Annotated in this window: 19 protein-coding genes, 1 tRNA gene and 3 pseudogenes; 6 read left to right on the top strand and 17 right to left on the bottom strand. The window is 46.9% G+C overall.

Features of this window, described 5'->3' with window-relative positions:
• Positions 1–296 precede the first annotated feature (296 nt).
• From RS881_RS46030 to RS881_RS45955, 15 genes and pseudogenes are all read right to left on the bottom strand, one after another.
• The gene (locus RS881_RS46030) at positions 297–596 is read right to left on the bottom strand and encodes a DnaJ-like cysteine-rich domain-containing protein (protein ID WP_315816948.1); all 300 of its coding nucleotides are present in this window, start codon (positions 594–596) and stop codon (positions 297–299) included.
• 805 nt (positions 597–1,401) lie between these two features.
• The gene (locus RS881_RS46025) at positions 1,402–1,926 is read right to left on the bottom strand and encodes a hypothetical protein (protein WP_315816947.1); all 525 of its coding nucleotides are present in this window, start codon (positions 1,924–1,926) and stop codon (positions 1,402–1,404) included.
• Between the two features lie 266 nt (positions 1,927–2,192).
• Positions 2,193–2,266: transfer RNA gene (locus RS881_RS46020), tRNA-Met, on the bottom strand.
• 190 nt (positions 2,267–2,456) lie between these two features.
• Complete coding sequence (locus RS881_RS46015) at positions 2,457–2,912, bottom strand: PorP/SprF family type IX secretion system membrane protein (RefSeq protein ID WP_315824823.1); 456 nt, start codon at positions 2,910–2,912, stop codon at positions 2,457–2,459.
• 65 nt (positions 2,913–2,977) lie between these two features.
• A complete protein-coding gene (locus RS881_RS46010) occupies positions 2,978–3,478 on the bottom strand; it encodes a type IX secretion system membrane protein PorP/SprF (RefSeq protein WP_315816946.1) in 501 nt (166 codons plus the stop codon).
• Between the two features lie 91 nt (positions 3,479–3,569).
• The gene (locus tag RS881_RS60850; protein WP_350340327.1) at positions 3,570–4,607 is read right to left on the bottom strand and encodes a PKD domain-containing protein; all 1,038 of its coding nucleotides are present in this window, start codon (positions 4,605–4,607) and stop codon (positions 3,570–3,572) included.
• A gap of 272 nt (positions 4,608–4,879) precedes the next feature.
• Positions 4,880–5,689 (bottom strand): annotated as a pseudogene (locus RS881_RS45995) (PKD domain-containing protein); the annotation flags it as partial.
• Positions 5,602–6,675, bottom strand: a complete 1,074-nt coding sequence (locus RS881_RS45990) for a PKD domain-containing protein (protein ID WP_315816944.1) — start codon at positions 6,673–6,675, stop codon at positions 5,602–5,604. The pseudogene RS881_RS45995 and the gene RS881_RS45990, both read right to left, overlap by 88 nt.
• On the bottom strand, positions 6,672–7,715 hold the full coding sequence (locus tag RS881_RS45985) for a hypothetical protein (protein WP_315816943.1): 1,044 nt from the start codon (positions 7,713–7,715) through the stop codon (positions 6,672–6,674). The genes RS881_RS45990 and RS881_RS45985 overlap by 4 nt, the downstream gene beginning before the upstream one ends.
• A 73-nt stretch (positions 7,716–7,788) precedes the next feature.
• Complete coding sequence (locus RS881_RS45980; RefSeq protein WP_315816942.1) at positions 7,789–8,652, bottom strand: PKD domain-containing protein; 864 nt, start codon at positions 8,650–8,652, stop codon at positions 7,789–7,791.
• A gap of 282 nt (positions 8,653–8,934) precedes the next feature.
• Positions 8,935–9,740 (bottom strand): annotated as a pseudogene (locus tag RS881_RS45975) (pyridoxal phosphate-dependent aminotransferase).
• A gap of 40 nt (positions 9,741–9,780) precedes the next feature.
• Positions 9,781–10,128: a hypothetical protein gene (locus RS881_RS45970; protein ID WP_315816941.1), complete on the bottom strand. Its 348-nt coding sequence runs from the start codon at positions 10,126–10,128 to the stop codon at positions 9,781–9,783.
• 27 nt (positions 10,129–10,155) lie between these two features.
• Positions 10,156–10,551: an SET domain-containing protein gene (locus RS881_RS45965; protein ID WP_315816940.1), complete on the bottom strand. Its 396-nt coding sequence runs from the start codon at positions 10,549–10,551 to the stop codon at positions 10,156–10,158.
• 188 nt (positions 10,552–10,739) lie between these two features.
• The gene (locus RS881_RS45960; RefSeq protein WP_315816939.1) at positions 10,740–11,186 is read right to left on the bottom strand and encodes a DUF1573 domain-containing protein; all 447 of its coding nucleotides are present in this window, start codon (positions 11,184–11,186) and stop codon (positions 10,740–10,742) included.
• Between the two features lie 14 nt (positions 11,187–11,200).
• Positions 11,201–11,644, bottom strand: a complete 444-nt coding sequence (locus RS881_RS45955) for a DUF1573 domain-containing protein (RefSeq protein WP_315816938.1) — start codon at positions 11,642–11,644, stop codon at positions 11,201–11,203.
• Positions 11,645–11,785: 141 nt separating this feature from the next.
• On the opposite strand from RS881_RS45955, the gene RS881_RS45950 reads away from it, so the two are divergent.
• The 6 genes and pseudogenes from RS881_RS45950 to RS881_RS45920 all read left to right on the top strand — a co-directional run bounded on the left by RS881_RS45950 (position 11,786) and on the right by RS881_RS45920 (position 16,174).
• The gene (locus tag RS881_RS45950; protein ID WP_315816937.1) at positions 11,786–12,556 is read left to right on the top strand and encodes a thiamine pyrophosphate-dependent enzyme; all 771 of its coding nucleotides are present in this window, start codon (positions 11,786–11,788) and stop codon (positions 12,554–12,556) included.
• Entirely contained in the window at positions 12,516–14,177 is a 1,662-nt protein-coding gene (locus RS881_RS45945; RefSeq protein ID WP_315816936.1) for a transketolase C-terminal domain-containing protein, read from the top strand. The genes RS881_RS45950 and RS881_RS45945 overlap by 41 nt, the downstream gene beginning before the upstream one ends.
• An 86-nt stretch (positions 14,178–14,263) precedes the next feature.
• Positions 14,264–14,577: pseudogene (locus RS881_RS45935) on the top strand (TRIC cation channel family protein).
• Positions 14,559–14,882, top strand: coding sequence for a trimeric intracellular cation channel family protein (locus tag RS881_RS45930; protein WP_315816933.1), 324 nt, complete (start codon positions 14,559–14,561; stop codon positions 14,880–14,882). The pseudogene RS881_RS45935 and the gene RS881_RS45930 overlap by 19 nt, the downstream one beginning before the upstream one ends.
• A gap of 134 nt (positions 14,883–15,016) precedes the next feature.
• Complete coding sequence (locus RS881_RS45925) at positions 15,017–15,790, top strand: PhzF family protein (protein ID WP_315816932.1); 774 nt, start codon at positions 15,017–15,019, stop codon at positions 15,788–15,790.
• A 63-nt stretch (positions 15,791–15,853) separates the two neighbouring features.
• Positions 15,854–16,174, top strand: coding sequence for a hypothetical protein (locus RS881_RS45920; RefSeq protein WP_315816931.1), 321 nt, complete (start codon positions 15,854–15,856; stop codon positions 16,172–16,174).
• Between the two features lie 105 nt (positions 16,175–16,279).
• Here the strand turns inward: RS881_RS45920 and RS881_RS45915 are convergent, their stop codons facing one another.
• Complete coding sequence (locus RS881_RS45915; protein ID WP_315816930.1) at positions 16,280–17,002, bottom strand: YebC/PmpR family DNA-binding transcriptional regulator; 723 nt, start codon at positions 17,000–17,002, stop codon at positions 16,280–16,282.
• Between the two features lie 161 nt (positions 17,003–17,163).
• Entirely contained in the window at positions 17,164–18,582 is a 1,419-nt protein-coding gene (locus RS881_RS45910; RefSeq protein ID WP_315816929.1) for an amino acid permease, read from the bottom strand.
• Positions 18,583–18,746 lie beyond the last annotated feature (164 nt).

Here is an 18,746-nt window from a genome sequence, read left to right as displayed (position 1 = left end):
GCAAACACCAGGGAAATCACGAAGTGTTCTTAGTTAAATAGGATGTCAATTGCCTCCCATCTCGCAATCTTTGTGCTTTATTTTGACAATCCGTAAGCATTATTTTTTTCCAGCACCGTTGCAATCGGAACAGGTGATGGTGGTTTGTCCCTGGCATTTGGTGCATTCGGTTTTTCCTTCTCCTTCGCAGTCCTCACAAGTTATTTTGCCTCGCCGGCAATCAAAACAATCTTTTTTACCATCACCACCACAGGAGTAGCATTCTTTGCTTCCTGATCCATTGCAATCACTGCATATCATTTCCCGGTAGTTCCCATCACTGTCATAGCCATACGCTGTTCCATCACCCAGGCAATTGATGCATCTTTTTCTCCTTCTCCATAACACCAGCTGCATCGTTCAAAACCATCACCTTCGCAGGATGAGCATTCGGTAGTACCTTCTCCTTCACAGTTCTCACAGTCAAGCTTGCCTTTCGCATCACAGAGTGAACATTCCAGTACTCCCTTTCCACTACAGGTTTCACATTTGAATTTGCAACTAAGATGTGCTATTAAAAGCGGGAAAACCAATAATGTAATAGCTGTTCTTTTCATAGTTATGAATTGGCGGTAATCCTCAATTTTTGTCTACAGAACTCATCCCGGGGGTAAGGTTGATCATTCCAATGAAAAAGAAACGGGGTAAACACCCTTTTTGCAAAAGAATAGGAGGTAGGCAAATGGGGTATATTGACAGTTTAATGGCTCAATTGGCCATAATTCCTGCACGGAATACAGTTATGGCCAGAATGGCAAACAGAGATAATAGTTGGACGATACTCTTTTTCAAAGGATTCTCCTCAATGGTACCTCGATAGGTTCGCTCTTCCTCCTCTTTGGGTCCTCATTGCTTCCTCGGGGCCCGAGGAGCCATTGAGGAGGCATTGAGGAAGATCCGGGGAAGCAATGAGGACAACCTGTGAGTTTTGTGTTATTCGTCCCAGGGCATTCGTCATTCGTCCCAGGTGTTTCCTCGGATCGCCCCAATTGGGAAGGAGTTTTCGAGGAAAAAAATACAGTTCGTCCCAAAACATGAGTCGTTCGTCCCATCTATCGGAGGAGGCCGTCCCATTTTTGAAAAACAGGAGGGGAGGCTGTTGTAGATTTGGGGTAACAAGTCAGGTACAAGGTGAGTCACTCTGCTGTCCGGTGGATGCTGCGTTGTAGAGCGGTCCATCTTTAGGGCCAGGTGTTAGTTAGCGATATGGAATCAGTCCAGGGCAAAGCCTACAGCCTTGCAAAAGTGATACCTTAGAGCTTCATTATAATTTAATAGAGTGGATTTTATCTGAAAAGGTTTTGACCAATACTTTGGTGTATTGTTTTGTTAGGTATAATGATAGTTAAGTATAGTTTTTAATCATGCAATTAACGAAATTATCCCAAAGATGATAGATAATGTAACGCCAAGCCATTCAATGAACCTTCCTTGTTTATTACCTGTAACAAGCAAAGTCGCAATAAAAATAAATGTACATTGAAATGAAATATATAATGCAATTCGTTTTGGATGGATAGTCAACCAGTTCCATTTTACCCAAGTATTAAATGACCATAGGAATATTGATGCAAGTAGTAGAAAAAGGCCCACAAAAGTGATTTTGTGTTGACCCCAGATACTTATTTGGGGAGTAGGCCTATTTGTTTGAAGATGATTAAAAGAAAGCGCAGGAGGTAGTTGAAGTTCATCTAACATTGAAAGAGACACCGCAAGAAGATCACTGTAGCTATCATTCCATTCTTTTGAATCAATCCGTCCTTTACTTTGGATAGAACTGAAGTTTATTTTTTCAAGATTGTAGATATAAAGTGTTCTTGGTAGCGATTTGAATACCAATATCACACGAATGTCAAAACTTATAAAGGATCCCAAAATACTTACCATACGAGAGGTTTTTCTTATTGCAGATCTTATAGATGTTGAACCCCGCATTATCTGGGATTTAATAACTGCGAGTATTAGGAAATAAAAATAAATAAATGCGGGTATTGAGGCCATTACAAAAACAATCGCTTGATATAGTTCATTATTAGTGTCAAGCAACAGTCCTTTTATTCGGTGAACAGAATTGTAGTGGGTGGAGTACTATCCGCCAGCTAAAACTGGATTATATAAACAAAAAGGCCTCACTTTCGTGAAGCCTTTCCGTGTACCGAGGATGGGAATTGAACCCATCACCTCAGGGTTATGAATCCTGCGCTCTAACCAACTGAGCTACCTCGGCAAAAAGTGTAAAATAATCTTACCATTTCTGCATAGATTTCTTTACAGGTGTAAAGTAAAACATTCAAATCTGTACAGTTTATTTTACGTTTTGGGCTGCAAAAATAGCTAAAATCACCTTTCGGCAAAAACTTAATTCAAAGAAAGTCAAAAAGTTCGGCCGGCCCGCCACCAGCCACCATCCCAGGACCTTAATACCCAACCGGACAAGCATACTTACTGGTAATCCGTGGTTTACAGGGGTTGTCACTGTCCTGCGGATAGGTGTCCACATCCCATACAAATCCCAGTTCCGAGCTACCCGTGGTATAGGAATACCGGTTATTACCCAAAGGCGCATCATGGGCAATACCCGCCCGCACCTTATGCCGCGTATTCTCCCGGCCCGATAAATTGAGGCTCAACGTCACCGTAAAAGCATCCATATCCCGGAAATTAATGCTGCTCCGGTACCATAAGCCCACACTGATGTCATAATTATTCTGCGTCACCTCAGCACCTACCTGCATGGAATTGTTCCTGGCCTGCCGGTACAGCAATCCCGCCAAACTGTACGACCAGCTTCGTTCGGGATTGGTATAGGTATACATCACATTGCCTCCCCACCGCACAGGCAGTTGACTACGGGCGGTATCGGAACTGGAGATCAGCGATTCATCCGGCCGGTTGATATGATGGCCACTGAAACCCAGTAAGAGCCGGCTGTTCTCTGTCAGGTTGTAATTGAAAAAGCCCCGGTGCCAAAATCAGGCCGCCACTTGCCATTATTCACCGCCGCATCAGCTCCGCTTCTGCTGCCCGGTATCACCCCATCCACATCGAGCTGATCGGCAAATACCAGTTTGCTGAAATCAATACGCCGCTGGGTCACCCCAAACTGCAGTCCCATCGCCAGAAACCATTTGGGCAACTCACCATTTTCGGCAGCCGATAAAGTAGCCGAACAAATGGTATAAGAATAAGAACCATAAATACCCGTTTGTTTTAAATATCCTTCACTACTATGCGTGCCCAGCAATCCAAACCCTCCTTTCAGCGAAGGCACGTATTTGTCCACCGATACCGCTGTATAGCTGAACTGCGAAGGGATGGTCCACCACTGGCGCCGGTGAATGGCGCTGAACCGCAGGTCATGTTCCCCCGATCCCGTTGCCGCCGGATTCAGATAAATGGGCGACAGAAAAGCCTGGGAAAAATAGCATCCTGCGCACAAACTTGCTGTCCGCCAAACGCCAATACCATCATCACAAATAAATATCTATTCATACGCCTGGTATTAATTAGTGCATAGCTCTATTATATTATCATCGTAAAATGGTTACAAAACCTGCTTTCACCGGTTTGCTGCTACCCGGATACAACATGCCTTTCCATTCAGTACCATTTCGGTATTTGGCTTCTATTTGCCATTGATAACTATCCTGCTGCACAGGCTGCCCGTTCACCCGGCCATCCCATCCCTGGTTGGGCGATCCATTGCCATCCAGACTGGTACTCTCAAATTGCAATTGCCCCCAGGCATTGAAGATCCGCAACCGGTATTGCGATAATCCTTTGCCCATGGGCAAAAACTGCCGCAAGCCTGCCTGACTACAACCAGGACAAATAGCATTGGGCACCTGCAAATAGCCGGCGAGGTAAAGTATGGTCACTTTTACAGCATCACTGGCCCGGCAACCGGTGGAATAGTCGATCGCCACCACCTTCACTATATAAGAACCGGTATCGGCATAACGATAAGTCACCTCACGGCCGCTGCGGTGTTGCCGTGTAGCATCACCCATATCCCAGTCGTATATTTTATTGGGATTGCCGCCAATGGAATCCTTGAATTGGAAAGTATAATTGGGTTGTTCCTGCACCACGCCTGGTGTTACCCTGATCACTGGTTTCAGCAAGGGTTGAATAGTGATAATACCCGCATTGGCCGTGTCACTGCACCCCACACTGTTTACCGGTACCACCCGCACCGTGAAGGCCGAACGGTCTTCGTTGGTACGTGGCACAGTAAAGCGATAAACAAACGGATTGCTGGTGCCTTCATGCCGGTCATTCACCATCCACTTGTATTGAATAGCGTCTGCACCAGTATAAGTTACGCCTGCTTTAAAGAAGATGGTCGTATCCGTATTGCAGGTTACCGGGTTCACCGGTGTCACTACTGCCCTTGGTGTGCTGAATACCTCAAAGCTGTAGATCGTACTGTCTATACAACCAGCAGCCGTTTGCACCACCAATTGTACCTGGTATTTACCAGGTGTATTGTACACATAAGAAGCAGTAAGCCCGCTGGCCTGGAATACACCTGCATTGTGATGCGAATCGTAAAATTTCCATTGTATATGTTGTGCCGCAGCAGCGCCCCGGCAGTTACACGAAGGGTAAAGGGCACACAGGGTTTATCAGTACCCACAACAATCTGAGGTAGTATCTTATCCACCACCACCACCTGTTGTTCGGTGGTATCTGTACAGGCTACGCCAAAATTGGTGACCGATTTGGCAACCAGCTTCACCGTATAGGTTCCTGCTTGTTTATATTGACGACTGCCATCAACGGAAGACGTCACCTGCCCATCGCCCCAATGCCATTCATAAGCCTGCGCATGTTGAGAGGTGTTGGTAGCACTGATCACACTATTGGTACATACCGGCGAGTTATTGACCGTAAAGCCAGCCACCGGCGTAGCATATACGGTTACCTGCCGTTTAATGGTGGTATCTGTACAGTTGTTGATGAGGCGGATAGTGATCGTAAAATTGCCCGCCTGGTTAAATACATGCGCTACCTGGTCCTGGTCATTGGGCGTCACGATCTCGGGTGTACCGTCCCCAAAGTTCCATACAAGCCGGGCGGCTCCCGCACTGCCGTTGTTGAATACGGCCGTATGTGGTGCGCAACCTGCTAATTGATTACCATTCACCGATACCTGTGCCTGGATGGTATTGGGCGATACCAGCAGCGAAATAGATTGGGTATCCCTGCCACAACGGTTTTCGGCAATAAGGCGTACAGTATAGGTGGTGATAGTGCCCGTATAATACACGTGATCCATCATCCCCGTTCTATAGGTGGTATCGCGTTTCCCATCGCCAAAATCCCAGTAAAAGGCCGTATGGTGCCCGGGTGAGGTATTGCGTATCTGTGCACGAAAAGGAGAGCAACCCTCAGTTTGATCTACGCCAAAACGGGCTTTCGCAGCAGCATATACCTTTACACTGTCCAGGTGATAAGTAGTATCACAACCGTTGAAAGCCTTCAACGTAATATAATAGGTGGTATCGTTATAACCGGGGCTGGGTGGAAAATTAATCCTACCGGGTTGAGCTTGTGTACTCAAAATACCATTGCCAAAATTCCAGAAGAACTGCACACCGGCAATTGAGCTGGAAGTATTTGTAAAATCAACATGCAAGGGGTGCATCCTTCTTTTGCTGATTGCCTGAAGCTGGCTATTACATTGGCAGCCGTTTGAAACGTCATTTGCATACTGTCGGCCTTACAACCCAATGCACTTTGTACCACCAGTTTTACCACCAGTGTTTGTCCGGCAACACTGATCAAATAGGAGGGAGGAGCGCCGGTATTGTTACTGCCGGCCAGGGCGCCATTCATATACCAGCTATACGTTCCATTCCCAGCAGGGAAAGTAGTAACACGGATCACTGTATCGAGGTTCACCGGCGAACACAGGGTAGTGTAGGGTGCAGTAAATTGTGCTTTGGCATCCGGGTTCACCTGCACCGGCACCTGTACCGTATCGCGGCAGCCATTGGCCAATGAGCCCATCACCTCATACGTAGTGGTAGCGATGGGCGTAGCTATTACTACATCCGTATTGGCATTGTTGAGCGTGGCTGCGGGTGTCCATACATAATTCCCTGCACCGGAAACCGTGAGTTGAATGGAACCGCCAATACATACCTGGCCAGTAGCAGGCTGTACCATCATATTGGGCTTGCGCCTTACAGTAATGTAAATGGAATCTTCGTTAACACAATTACTACCTGCAGCGGCCGTAAGTTTAAATCCATACGTGGTATCATTGGCCGTACCCGTATATTCCAGCGTAGCCGATGGATTGCCGCTTGTAGAGTTGCTTAGTCCGATCAACGGCGACCAGCTATAAGTAACGCCCGGTACGGGAGCTACTCCCAGCACCATGGTTTCACCACTGCATATATTTTTGTCATTCCCTGCATTGGCCACCGGTTTATCAGTGATCGTTACAGTAGTATTGACCGTGGTGACCAGGTTGCAGCTTTGATCCGTTACTTTCAGTTGAACAGCAAAGGTGCCGGTAGCTGCATAAGTAATATTGCCGGGCACTGTGCCCGTAGAGGTAGCAGGCGATCCATTGGCAAAAGTCCATTCATAAGTCAGCGGACCATTGGAATAACAGGCGTTCACAGAGGCCGTGGGGTAATCGCATTGTTTACACAAACCGCAGTAATAGCACCTATACTTACTTTGGGCAGTCCTTTTACATAAATAGTGGTTTCCTGGTACACGGGCGCGCAGGTGCCTGATGCGTTCTTTGCAGAAACGGTTAGACGTACCACATAACGGCCTGTTTGATTAAACCGGATCACCGGTGAAGCCGATGTATTGCTGGTGCCGTTCATAAAGGAATAAGGTGTTCCTTGGATGGTATTGCAAGTAAGCGGATCACTGTATTGTACCGTCCAGGCATAATCGTCACCAAAGCAACCACCAATAGGGGAGGAGTTGGTAAAGGTAACGTTGCCGGGCGTACAAAGGGTGTCGGTACTGGCAGTAAATGTTACTTGCGGAGGATTGCGTACACAGATCACCCGTTGCGTGCTGTCGAGGCCACAGCGATCATTGGCAATATATATCTTGATCGTATAATTACCGGGAGCGGTAAAGTTGATGCCAAACGAATGACTGCCGCTGGTCCACAGCAAGGCATTGTCATGGCTGCCATTCAAGGATCCCAGGGAGCCATTGGTGAGAGAGTAGCCCGTAGCGGGAGATATGGCCCATACTTGCTTGCCGGTATTGACACAGGTAGCCGTGGTGCCATTCACCGAGTTTACGATATTGCCAAACTGCGAAGTACTGTTAATGGTAACCGGGTTGTTAACACATACAGCCGCTGCCGGTAAGCCAATGCTTGCCCTTGGTTTTCCCGATACATAGATGGGCACTACCGAAGGACTGGTGGTGCCACAAGGGTTGGTGATCGTCAGGTAGGCGCCAAATGCATTGATGAAGGAACTGATACCATTATTACTCACCGTGCCGCAACTGCCACGATCAAAGAAATGCCCCACTACTGCCGGGGCAGGATGCAGGAACGTTTTTTCAAAAGAACCATCATTGATCAGGAAAGAATACAAAGTACCGGGTGGATTGGTATTTACCCCGTTGATGGTAAAACGAAGAGAGTCGGTGGCGCAAATATCAGTATTGCCCAGGCTGGCCAAACCCCTGCCGGATTGGAGCCTACAAACACCGTGTATCTTTTAATGCCGATACATCCATCCGTGCTGGTTACTTCTATCGATAGCGTACTGCTGCCCCGTGGAAAAGTATGTCGTATGATGGCGCCGGCGGGCCAGGTAGAGAAGGTAGAATCAGGTTGCCCATCCCCCATTTTATTACATAACCGGTATTGTTGCCTCGCGTAGTGGAAGCATTGATAAAACTGAAAGTGTAGGAGGGAATATTGCTGCAAAACTTGAAAGTAGGTATCCCATTGAAAGTACCAAAGTTCACCAGAGGATCCGCATTGCCAATGGCCGCATCCGGAACCCGGTTTACTGTTACCAACCTGGTCGTTGAATCCTTACAACCATAATAATTGGTAGCCACCAGCTTTACCGGGAAGGTTTGGTTGCCCGGAGGCCCCACTGCTTCAAGAAACGGATGCACCGGATCTTTTTCCGTACTGGTATTGCCGGGCGAAAAGGCCCATACATAACTGAGCTGATTGCCGGTGCTTCCATTGGAGAAGTTGATCGGTATATTGCCGCATACGTTGTTGGGACCGAAATTGAAACTCACCATTGGCTTTTCGTCCGACACCTGTACAATCACGAACATGGAATCGGAAAAGCCACCCCCACTGATCCGTTGCCAGGTAGTATCGAAACCCGGCTTATTGTACACTATGGGTGGTGGATTGATGCCAGCACCAGTGGCGGGTGTACCACCGCGGAAAAACCACTCGATAGTAATGGAACCCTGGCCCACACTTTGATAGGTGACCGTGCTGCCCTGGCATACGCGTACCGTATCGCCACTGTTCATGATCTTGCCATTGGCCCTGATGCCCGCAATCACCTGCGCGTGCAATAGCTTAGGCATTCCTGCCAATAACAACAATAAAAAGGAATAGGTCAATACACCCTTCAGGCACATGAGCTGTACTTAACAGTTAGAAATGATCAATATGTTTTGTTGCCAAACAATGGTTGGGTATATACAATAGGAAGTTGGGACTAGTAGCCTGGTCTGGAACCAATCTGGTCTTAAATATGGAAACTGGAGGAAGTGAGGGTGTGAAGGCGTAAATATATAAAGAATACTATATGCAGCAAGAGGCATTTCACCCAAAATGCAGGATTATCGTGCCTTTTACAAAAAAATAATCCCGGATCACCTTTTCAGGTGTCCGGGATGCTATCTAATATAGTGAAATCACTAGGCTTTTCGGCCAGGATACACTTTCAGTGCCGCTTCCAGGCAATCCATTGCCTTATTCAGATCATCTGCATTCAACACATAAGCCAGCCGCACTTCATTCAATCCAAGACCCTTGGTACCATAAAAACCGGTAGCAGGAGCCAGCATCACCGTTTGTTTTTCGTGTGCGAATGATTCGAGCAACCACTGACAAAATACATCGGCATCATCAATCGGCAACCGGGCAATGGCATAGAAGGCGCCACCAGGATTGGGACAGAAAACACCTTCCATCGCATTCAGTCTGCTCACCAGCACATCGCGGCGTTTCTTATATTCAGCCTTGGTAGCATCAAAATAATCTTCTGGCAGGTCTACCGCTGCTTCTCCCAATATCTGAGCAAAAGAAGGAGGGCTAAGCCTGGCCTGGGCAAATTTCATAGCCGTATCCAATACCTGCATGTTGCGGGTGATCATTGCACCAATACGACCGCCGCAGGCACTATATCTTTGGAGATCGTATCCATTAAGATCACATTCTCTTCCACCCCTTTCAAATGCATGGCGCTGATATGCTCACCATCATAGCAAAACTCGCGATAAGCCTCATCGGCAAACAGGTAAAGGTTATGTTTCTTGATGATCTCCTTCAGCGTTTCCATTTCCTCCCGGCTGTAGAGGTAACCCGTGGGATTGTTGGGATTGCACAATACAATGGCCTTTGTTTTGGGACCAATCGCTTTTTCAAAATCACTGATGGGAGGCAGGGCAAAGCCAGTTTCGATATGCGAAGTGATGGGCTTTACTACTACATCGGCTGCCACGGCAAATCCATTGTAATTGGCGTAAAAGGTTCGGGGATGATCACCTCATCACCGGCATCCAGGCAGGCCATGAAACCAAACAGAATGGCTTCCGATCCGCCCGTAGTAACAATGATCTGAGTATAATCGATCTCAATCCCTCTTTATGATAATACTGCACCAGCTTACGGCGGTAACTTTCATTACCGGCACTATGACTATATTCCAGTACTTTAAAATCGGCATGGCGCACGGCATCCAGCGCCGCTTTGGGCGTTTCGATATCCGGCTGACCAATATTAAGGTGATATACTTTTACACCTTTCTTCTTAGCTGCTTCGGCATAAGGAACCAGCTTACGGATGGGAGAAGGGGGCATGGTTTGCCCGCGATGACTGATTGTTAACATGCCGCAAAAGTAAGGAGGATTCCGACATCAAATAAACCCTTTACAATTCTTCGCACCACACTGGCAGGGTAGCTTGCCATCATGATGTGTTTCACCGTAATTACAGGTCAATTCTTCATTCACTTTAATGGGTCTTAAAGCATAAAATTCCACCCGGCGATGCGTGAGGCGCATATAGGTATTGGGATCGCAGGAGTGGTTGATATACCGCAGCTCATTGCTGTTGACTGAGGCATTCAACGCTTCGCCATTGTCAAATTCCACCATCGCCACGCGTTTCGTTTGCGCCGTAATGCGCCGCGCTTCGCGGATGGTGATGATCACCCCACCCAGGTCGCCAATCTTTTTGCGGGCAGGTATGCGTTCCAGCGCATAGGCTCCCTGGCCGTCGATCTGGCTTTGGGCTACTTTAATAGGATACAATACCCGGTATTCGGGGTAATCAACGTTTTTTGGAGGAAGTGGGTGGCATGGGTAGTAATTTAATGGCTGGCAAATCTACAGGATTGAATCCTTTGCCGATGATCCGGGGATAGTTAGGGGATACTTTATAAGCCAAAAAATCCCCATAGCCGAAGCTATGGGGATCTATATCAATTTATTAATGGGAATTACTTACCCTTTTTAGAACCTTTATCTTTTTCGTATTTGGCAAAATCCACCTCATTCAGCACCTCGCCTTTGATCCTGATCTCCATAGGAGTATCAATACCGGCTACTTTAATAGTAATGCTCTTGGTGAAAGTTCCCAGGGTGGCGGCATTGAAGCCGGCAGTAACCTTGTCTTGTTTGCCTTTTGCTACGGGCGCTTCAGGCTTAACGGGAGTAGTGCAACCGCAAGAAGCGATGGCCGATTCGATCACAATAGGCTTGTTGCTGGCATTGGAGAATACAAAATCATAAGTAACAGGTACATTTTGCTTGATCTTGCCGAAATCATGCTCTAACTCTTTGAATTTCACTACATCTGCTGCTTTTTGACCAGCAGCTGAAGGAGTTTGGGCGAACATCGTAGCTGATAATAGCAAAGCACTGAGAGCCAATACAATTCGTTTCATATCTAATTGGTTTTTTATTGTTTTAACAAAGATAAGGACGCATTTGCAGGTGCGGAAGTTGCCGGCGCCTTGTAAACTGTTCCTGTAATGACAATGGTTTTTGTTTGGTTATTGTTATACAAAATAGTTACAGTTTTGTTGAACGGTCCCTCGGCTGCTGCATTATACCCTACCTTAATAGAAGTAGTAGCACCGGGTTGGATGGGCTCACGATTCCACTCGGGAGTTGTACATCCGCAGGAGGCTTGAACATTGTCCAGGCGCAAGGCCTCTTTACTTGTATTGGTAACCTCAAATACATGGGTTACAGGCCGTCCTTGAGGGATTTTTCCAAACTCAAAACTGGCTTCTTTTAAGGCCAGCACCTCCGGTGGGGTCGACTTGCTGTCGGGAGCAGTTTGAGCCTGCGCGGCCGTTGCTAAACCTGCTACCAGTAATAGAATTATCCATTTTTTCATACTGCTAAGGATTTGGTTAAGAACCCTTCAAAATTACATTTTTAACGTACTTGCAGATAATTAATTTTAGCCCTAATGACAATTTTTTAACATCCCGGTAAAAGCAGCTCGTTGGGGGCATATAATCAATACTTTTACATCATGGAAAACACGATTCACAACCCATTGCTGACCAGCGAGAAACTTTCTTTCGACAAGTTCAGGGAAGAAGTACTCCGGGATTACCGGATGGCCTGTGAAAGCCGGGAAGCCAGCCTGATGGGCCGTAAAGAGGTGCTCACAGGGAAGGCCAAATTTGGCATTTTCGGTGATGGCAAAGAGGTAGCCCAGATTGCAGTCTCTAAATTCTTCCAACCCGGTGATTTCCTGTCGGGTTACTACCGTGATCAAACACTGGCATTTGCTACGGGAACAGCCACTTTGGAAGAGTTCTTCTCCCAGTTGTATGCTGATCCCAATACAGCCAATGATCCGCATAGTGCAGGCCGGCAGATGAACTCCCATTTTGCTACGCCCAACCGCGACAGTAATGGTGATTGGCTGGACCTGGTGAATCGTAAAAATATTGCAGCCGGTATGGCGCCTACCGCCGGCCAGATGCCCCGCTCCCTGGGTTTTGCCCTGGCATCAAACTTATTCCGGCATTCCAGCGCCTTGCAGGATATGCATGAACTAAGCGATAACGGTAATGAGATCTGTTTTTGTACCATTGGCGATGCTTCCACCTCCGAAGGACATTTCTGGGAAACCGTGAATGCTGCCGGTGTATTGCAGGTGCCACTGGCCATTTTTGTGTGGATGATGGATATGGCATTTCTGTACCCAAAAATACCAAACTACCAAGGGCTCTATTTCAGAAGCCCTGAAAGGAATGCAAAAAAAAGACCATACCAACGGTTTCGACATCTATAAGCTGAAGGCATGGGATTATGCCGGGATGTGCGAAGTGCTGGAATCGGCCCTGGAGAAAATACGGACCACCCATATACCCGCCTTGTTCCATGTAGAAGAGGTAACCCAACCGCAGGGACATTCCACCTCAGGCAGTCACGAACGCTACAAAACACCCGACCAGTTGGAATGGGAAAGAGAATGGGATGCCAATAAGAAAATGCGTGAATGGGTATTGGAAAATGAATTGGCCAGTGAAGATGAATTGATCGACATAGAAGTAGCTTCCAAAGAACTGGTACGCGATTGTAAGAACCGTGCCTGGGAAAAATACATAGCGCCCATCAAACAACAAGTAACTCAATGTGTAGAGCTGTTTGATGCGCTGATTGCACAGGGTATTGATGTACAGGGCGATATTGAAAAAGCCAAACATGAATTGGTCATTAACCGCGAGCCCCAACGCAAAGATGTGCTCCATACCCTGCACCGGGTGATCAGTGCTGCGGGCGATTCCTTACAGGCCAATGAGGTAAAAGCATTGTATGCTTCCCTTAAGCAGGAAGGATATGATTTTTACAATACCTACCTGTATGATGAAAGTGAGAAAAGCCCGTTGAAAGTAAAACCGGTAGCAGCTACTTATGCTGCTGATGCCCCCATGAACAATGGCTATGAAATATTGAATAAATATTTTGATATCCTCTTCAGCCACAATCCCAAAGTATTGGCTTTTGGGGAAGATGTGGGCAAAATTGGCGATGTGAACCAGGGCTTTGCCGGGTTACAGGCCAAGTATGGTCAGTACCGCATTTTTGATACGGCTATCCGCGAACTCACCATCATGGGCCAGGGCATTGGTTTGGCCATGCGTGGTTTGCGGCCCATTGCCGAAATACAATACCTCGATTATTTATTATATGGCTTACAGCCATTGAGCGATGATGCCGCCAGCTTGCATTGGCGTACCAAGGGAAGGCAGAGCTGCCCCCTTATTGTGCGCACCCGTGGTCACCGCCTGGAGGGTATTTGGCATAGCGGCTCACCACTAGGTATGATGATCCACTCCCTGCGCGGTATGCATATTTGCGTACCCCGTAATATGGTGCAGGCAGCAGGTATGTACAATACCTTATTGGATGGAAATGATCCAGCTATTGTGGTAGAATCTTTGAATGGTTATCGCCTCAAAGAAAAACTGCCTTCCAACCTGCTTGATTTCCGTGTACCCCTGGGTGTACCCGAAGTGGTGAAAGAAGGTACAGATATTACAGTAGTGTCTTATGGTTCTACCCTCCGCATTGCACAGGAAGCCGCTGTAGTGCTGGAAAAGGAAGGCATCAGTTGTGAAGTAGTAGACGTACAAACATTGTTGCCTTTCGATATCGATCATCATATACTGGCTTCTTTGAAGAAAACAAACCGCATTGTATTTGTAGATGAAGATGTACCGGGAGGCGCCTGTGGTTACATGTATGCAGAAGTAATGGAAAAACAGGGCGGCTATCGCTGGCTCGATGTATCGCCACGCACTATTACAGCCAAGGCCCACCGCCCCAGCTATGGCAGTGATGGTGATTATTTCAGCAAACCCAATCTGGAAGAAATTATTGATGTGATCAGAGAAATGATGGCAGAGTAAGGGATAGTGGTAAATATTCACTACTTACCACTCGCTTTTTAGTTAATACCCAAAAGCTAATAGCTAACTGCTAACGCCTGAGTTGAATGGAGTATAATTTCCTAAACATTATCGACATCCTTGGAACCATCGCTTTTGCTGCATCCGGTGCTTTTTCCGCTATGGAGCGAAAGCTGGACCCTTTGGTGTGGTTATCCTGGCATTTGCAACGGCTATAGGGGGCAGTACCTTACGTGATGTTATGATCGGTAGTGTACCCGTAGCCTGGCTGCGTAATGATATGACAGCCCTGGTTATTTTGGCTACTGCTTTTATCACCCTGTTCTTTGGACAATACGTAAAACAATTCCATAAAATCCTTTTTTATTTGATGCCCTGGGATTGGGGGTATTCACGTTGATCGGTATGGAGAAAGGGCTACGCATGGAATTGAGCCCAGGGATCTGTATTGCGTTGGGAACCATTACTGCCTGTTTTGGCGGCGTGATCAGGGATGTATTGCTTAATAATGTACCGCTAATCTTTCAACGCGAAATTTATGCCTCTGCTTGTATATTGGGAGGCACCCTTTATCTTTTACTTCAAAAAACAGGTATCTCCAATGACTGGAATACCATCCTGGCCATCCTCGTAATTGTTTTGATCCGTATTATTGCTATGCGTTATAAGCTCAAATTGCCCAGGGTGTATGAAAACAGGATGTGATCGCGGGTTGTACCGAAAGCTTGCGATAGTAGGTAGCGCGTAAGGTGAGCAGGAAGGGAGAATGTTCCGGACATGGTTACAGTTATTCATTTTTAGACACTTATTAACCAGTTGATAATTGAAAAACTCGAACTATGAAATTGGACCTTTATCAGGTAGATGCTTTTACCGATAAGTTGTTTGGGGGCAACCCGGCTGCTGTAATTCCCTTGCAGGAATGGATAAGTGATGAGCAAATGCAGCAACTAGCCATGGAAAACAACCTCAGTGAAACGGTTTTCTTTGTGCCTGCGGGCCCTACAGATGATTATGATTACCATATTAGGTGGTTTACACCTGCCTCCGAGGTCAATCTTTGCGGCCATGCTACCCTGGCATCGGCTTGGGTGTTGTACCATATTCTGGGTTACAATAAACCTACCATCCGCTTTCAATGCCTTAGTGGACTACTTACTATTACCCGCCAGGAAGATATTATCAGCATGGATTTCCCCGCCTGGAAACCACAGCCTTTGAAAGATTTTCCGGCCGACCTGGCCGTAGCCCTGGGCTTTGTGCCTTTTGTGAATGTGTATAAATACCGAGATTTCCTGGTGGAACTGGAAAATGAAGAAGCGGTGCGCAAGTGCCAGCCCGATTTTGTAAGGCTGAAGAGAATGGGAGAGAAGGCCATTATCACTGCGCGGGGCACCGACGTGGATTTTGTATCCCGTTTCTTTGCGCCCATTGTGGGTATTGATGAAGATCCGGTAACGGGTTCAGCCCATTCCCAGTTGATTCCCTATTGGGCAGAGAAGCTGGGAAAGACTAACTTGCGGGCGAAACAGCTTTCCAGGCGCGGAGGCGATTTGTGGTGTACCGCGCAAGGTGAGCGTGTCACCATTGCCGGACAATGTGTTTTTTCATGAAAGGAGAGATCAACCTATAGGTTTTCAGTAAACGGGAAGCCGTTCAGATCAAAATTAATAGACGTGTTATCAGCCAAAGAAAAACGATTTATCAAGTATTGGGAAGAGCAACGTACGGGCGGGCGCTTTTCTTATTTTGCCCTGTATATACCTGTCATTACAATTATTTGCAGCATCATCACTGCTTTCCTGTTTTCGATGTTGTCCGTAGTGGGCAGGGAATACTTTGTTGCAGTGGTGGTGGTTAGTGCTATTTTCTCAATAACCATTACCATTCTTACCTGGATCAATAATGAAAGAAAATTCAAAGCCATTATCCGGCGGGAGGTGAAAGAAGGAAGGTCGGCAGAGAATACAGGAGACAACATTCAGCATACAGAATAAGTACCAATATTTAATAATAGCGAAGGCCGTAAGCAGTTTTACATGTAACAACTACTTACGGCCTTCTTCTGTATTCTATAGGCTGAATGCTGTATTCTTGCTTTCCTACGCCAAATTATGGAACACCTTCTGTACATCTTCGTCCTGTTCCAGCTTATCTACCAGCTTCAGTACTTCCTGGGCTTGCTCTTCTCCCAGTTCAACAGGGGTGCCGGGTATCCATTCCAGTTCGGCGCTGATGGGGGTAATGCCTTTTTCTTCCAGTGCTTTTTGCATGTTGCCAAAGTCGGTAAAGCCCACACGCACTACCAATACCGTTTCGCCATTCTCACCAGTACCTTCTCCCAATTCTTCCAGGCCAAAGTCGATCAGTTCCAGCTCCAGGTCGTCGAGATTCAGTCCTTCGGGCTTTAACTTGAAAACGCCCATTTTCCTGAACTGAAAGCTTACACTATTGCTATTGCCCAGCGTTCCACCGCCCTTGTTGAAGGTAGATTTCACATTGGCTACGGTACGTACATGGTTGTCAGTAGCGGTTTCTACCAGGATGGCTACCCCATGCGGGCCATATCCTTCATAGAGGATCTCTTCATAGTTCTCCATTTCCTTGCCCTGGGCGCGCTTGATGGCGGCCTCTACCCGGTCCTTAGGCATGTTGACACTCTTGGCATTCTGCATACACCGGCGGAGGGCAGGATTGGTATGGGGGTCGGGACCGCCGGCTTTTACGGCAATGGCAATTTCCTTTCCAATACGGCTGAACTGTTTGGCCATTTTGTCCCAACGGGCAAACATGGTGGACTTACGAACTTCAAATATCCTACCCATAATATGATTAATTACTGATTATGATGATTTTATTCATGGTCCTGATCCCCAAAAACAGGCTGATCGGACCTTGCAGGGCTGCAAAAATAAAACATGCTGCTGGTATAAAAAAACGTCCCGGGAGAAGTTCCGGGACGTTTTTTATCTGAACAGGATCAATTTTATAAGTGATTGAGCTTACTATTCTTCTTACTGTAGGTGAAGTAGATCACCAGGCCAACGATCATCCAGGCGAGCGCTGTCAACTGGGTGACATGATCTAGTGAAATGATCATCGCAGTACAAACCAATACGCCCATGCTGGATACGAAAGGTACAGCCGGTGTTTTGAAAGGACGTACCACTTCAGGGTTCGATTTACGCATGATCCATACGCCAATGCTTACCAATACAAAGGCAAACAGGGTACCGATACTGGTAAGGTCGCCTGCCATACGGCCGGGAATAAAGCCAGCAAAAGCGCCCACGAAAAGGAGCAGGATCAGGTTTGATTTATAAGGAGTTCTGAATTTAGGATGCAGGTCGGCAAATACCTTGGGCAACAGGCCATCGCTACTCATAGAGTAGAATACACGGCTTTGACCAAGCAACATCACCAGGATTACCGAGGAGAAACCTGCCAGGATAGCAATGGTTACCAGGGTTTCGAGCCATTGGTGATCGACCATATACGTTTTAATGGCATAAGCTACAGAAGCTTCTCCGCCTTTATTTTGGAAGTCGGTGAACGGAGCTACACCGGTAAGCACCCAGGAGAACAGTACATAAAGGATGGTACAAACAACCAGCGAACCCAGGATACCAATAGGCATATCGCGTTTGGGATTCTTGGCTTCCTGGGCTGCAGTGGATACCGCATCGAAACCGATGAAGGCAAAGAATACGATGGCAGCGCCGCGCAATACCCCCATGAATCCATGATTGAAGGTGGGCGCATAGGAATAATGCGTACCGTCGGGCAGGATGGCATCAGGATGGTCGGCCGGGATGAAATAAGGCACATGGTTCTCAGGCCGCATATATTGCCAGCCGATCGCAATAAAGATCAATACAATGGCCACTTTTACAAATACGATGATGGCATTTACGATCGCTGATTCTTCCGTTCCTTTGATCAACAGCAGAGACAACAACAACAGGATCAGCAGGGCAGGTGCATTGAAAATACCAGTATGCAATACACCACTGGCGTCTATAGCAGACTCCAATGGCGAGTGGCACCATTCATATGGTATTGCCCCCAACAAATTATTTAAGTATTCACTCCAGGCAATAGATACAGTAGCAGCACCCAAGGCGTATTCGAGTACCAGGGCCCAGCCAATGATCCAGGCTACCAGCTCACCCATGGTAGTATAAGCATACGTGTAGGCACTACCCGCAATGGGGATCATGGAAGCAAATTCAGCATAACACAAACCAGCGAAAGCACAACCAACAGCTGCAATAATAAAGGAAACGGTAACAGCCGGACCGGCATGGCCACCTGCTGCTGCGGCTGTCCGCACAAACAGACCAGCTCCGATGATAGCGCCAATACCGAGGGCTACCAGGTTGCCGGCGCCAAGCGTACGTTTCAAGCCTTTCTCCGAATCGGCTGCTTGGGCTAGAAGGGTTGTTAATGATTTTTTCTGAACAAACTCATACAGTTGGTTATAGTTTATTATGTGACCAATATGGGATAAATAAAGTCGGAAAGATAAGGATTTATTAATCACAACTATTTTTAAAATCAGCCATTGGA

The sequence above is a fragment of the Paraflavitalea speifideaquila genome (assembly GCF_032395985.1).
Lineage (GTDB): Bacteria > Bacteroidota > Bacteroidia > Chitinophagales > Chitinophagaceae > Paraflavitalea > Paraflavitalea speifideaquila.
The sequence above is the reverse complement of the archived record's forward strand: the minus strand, read 5'-3'. Positions and strand labels throughout refer to the sequence as shown.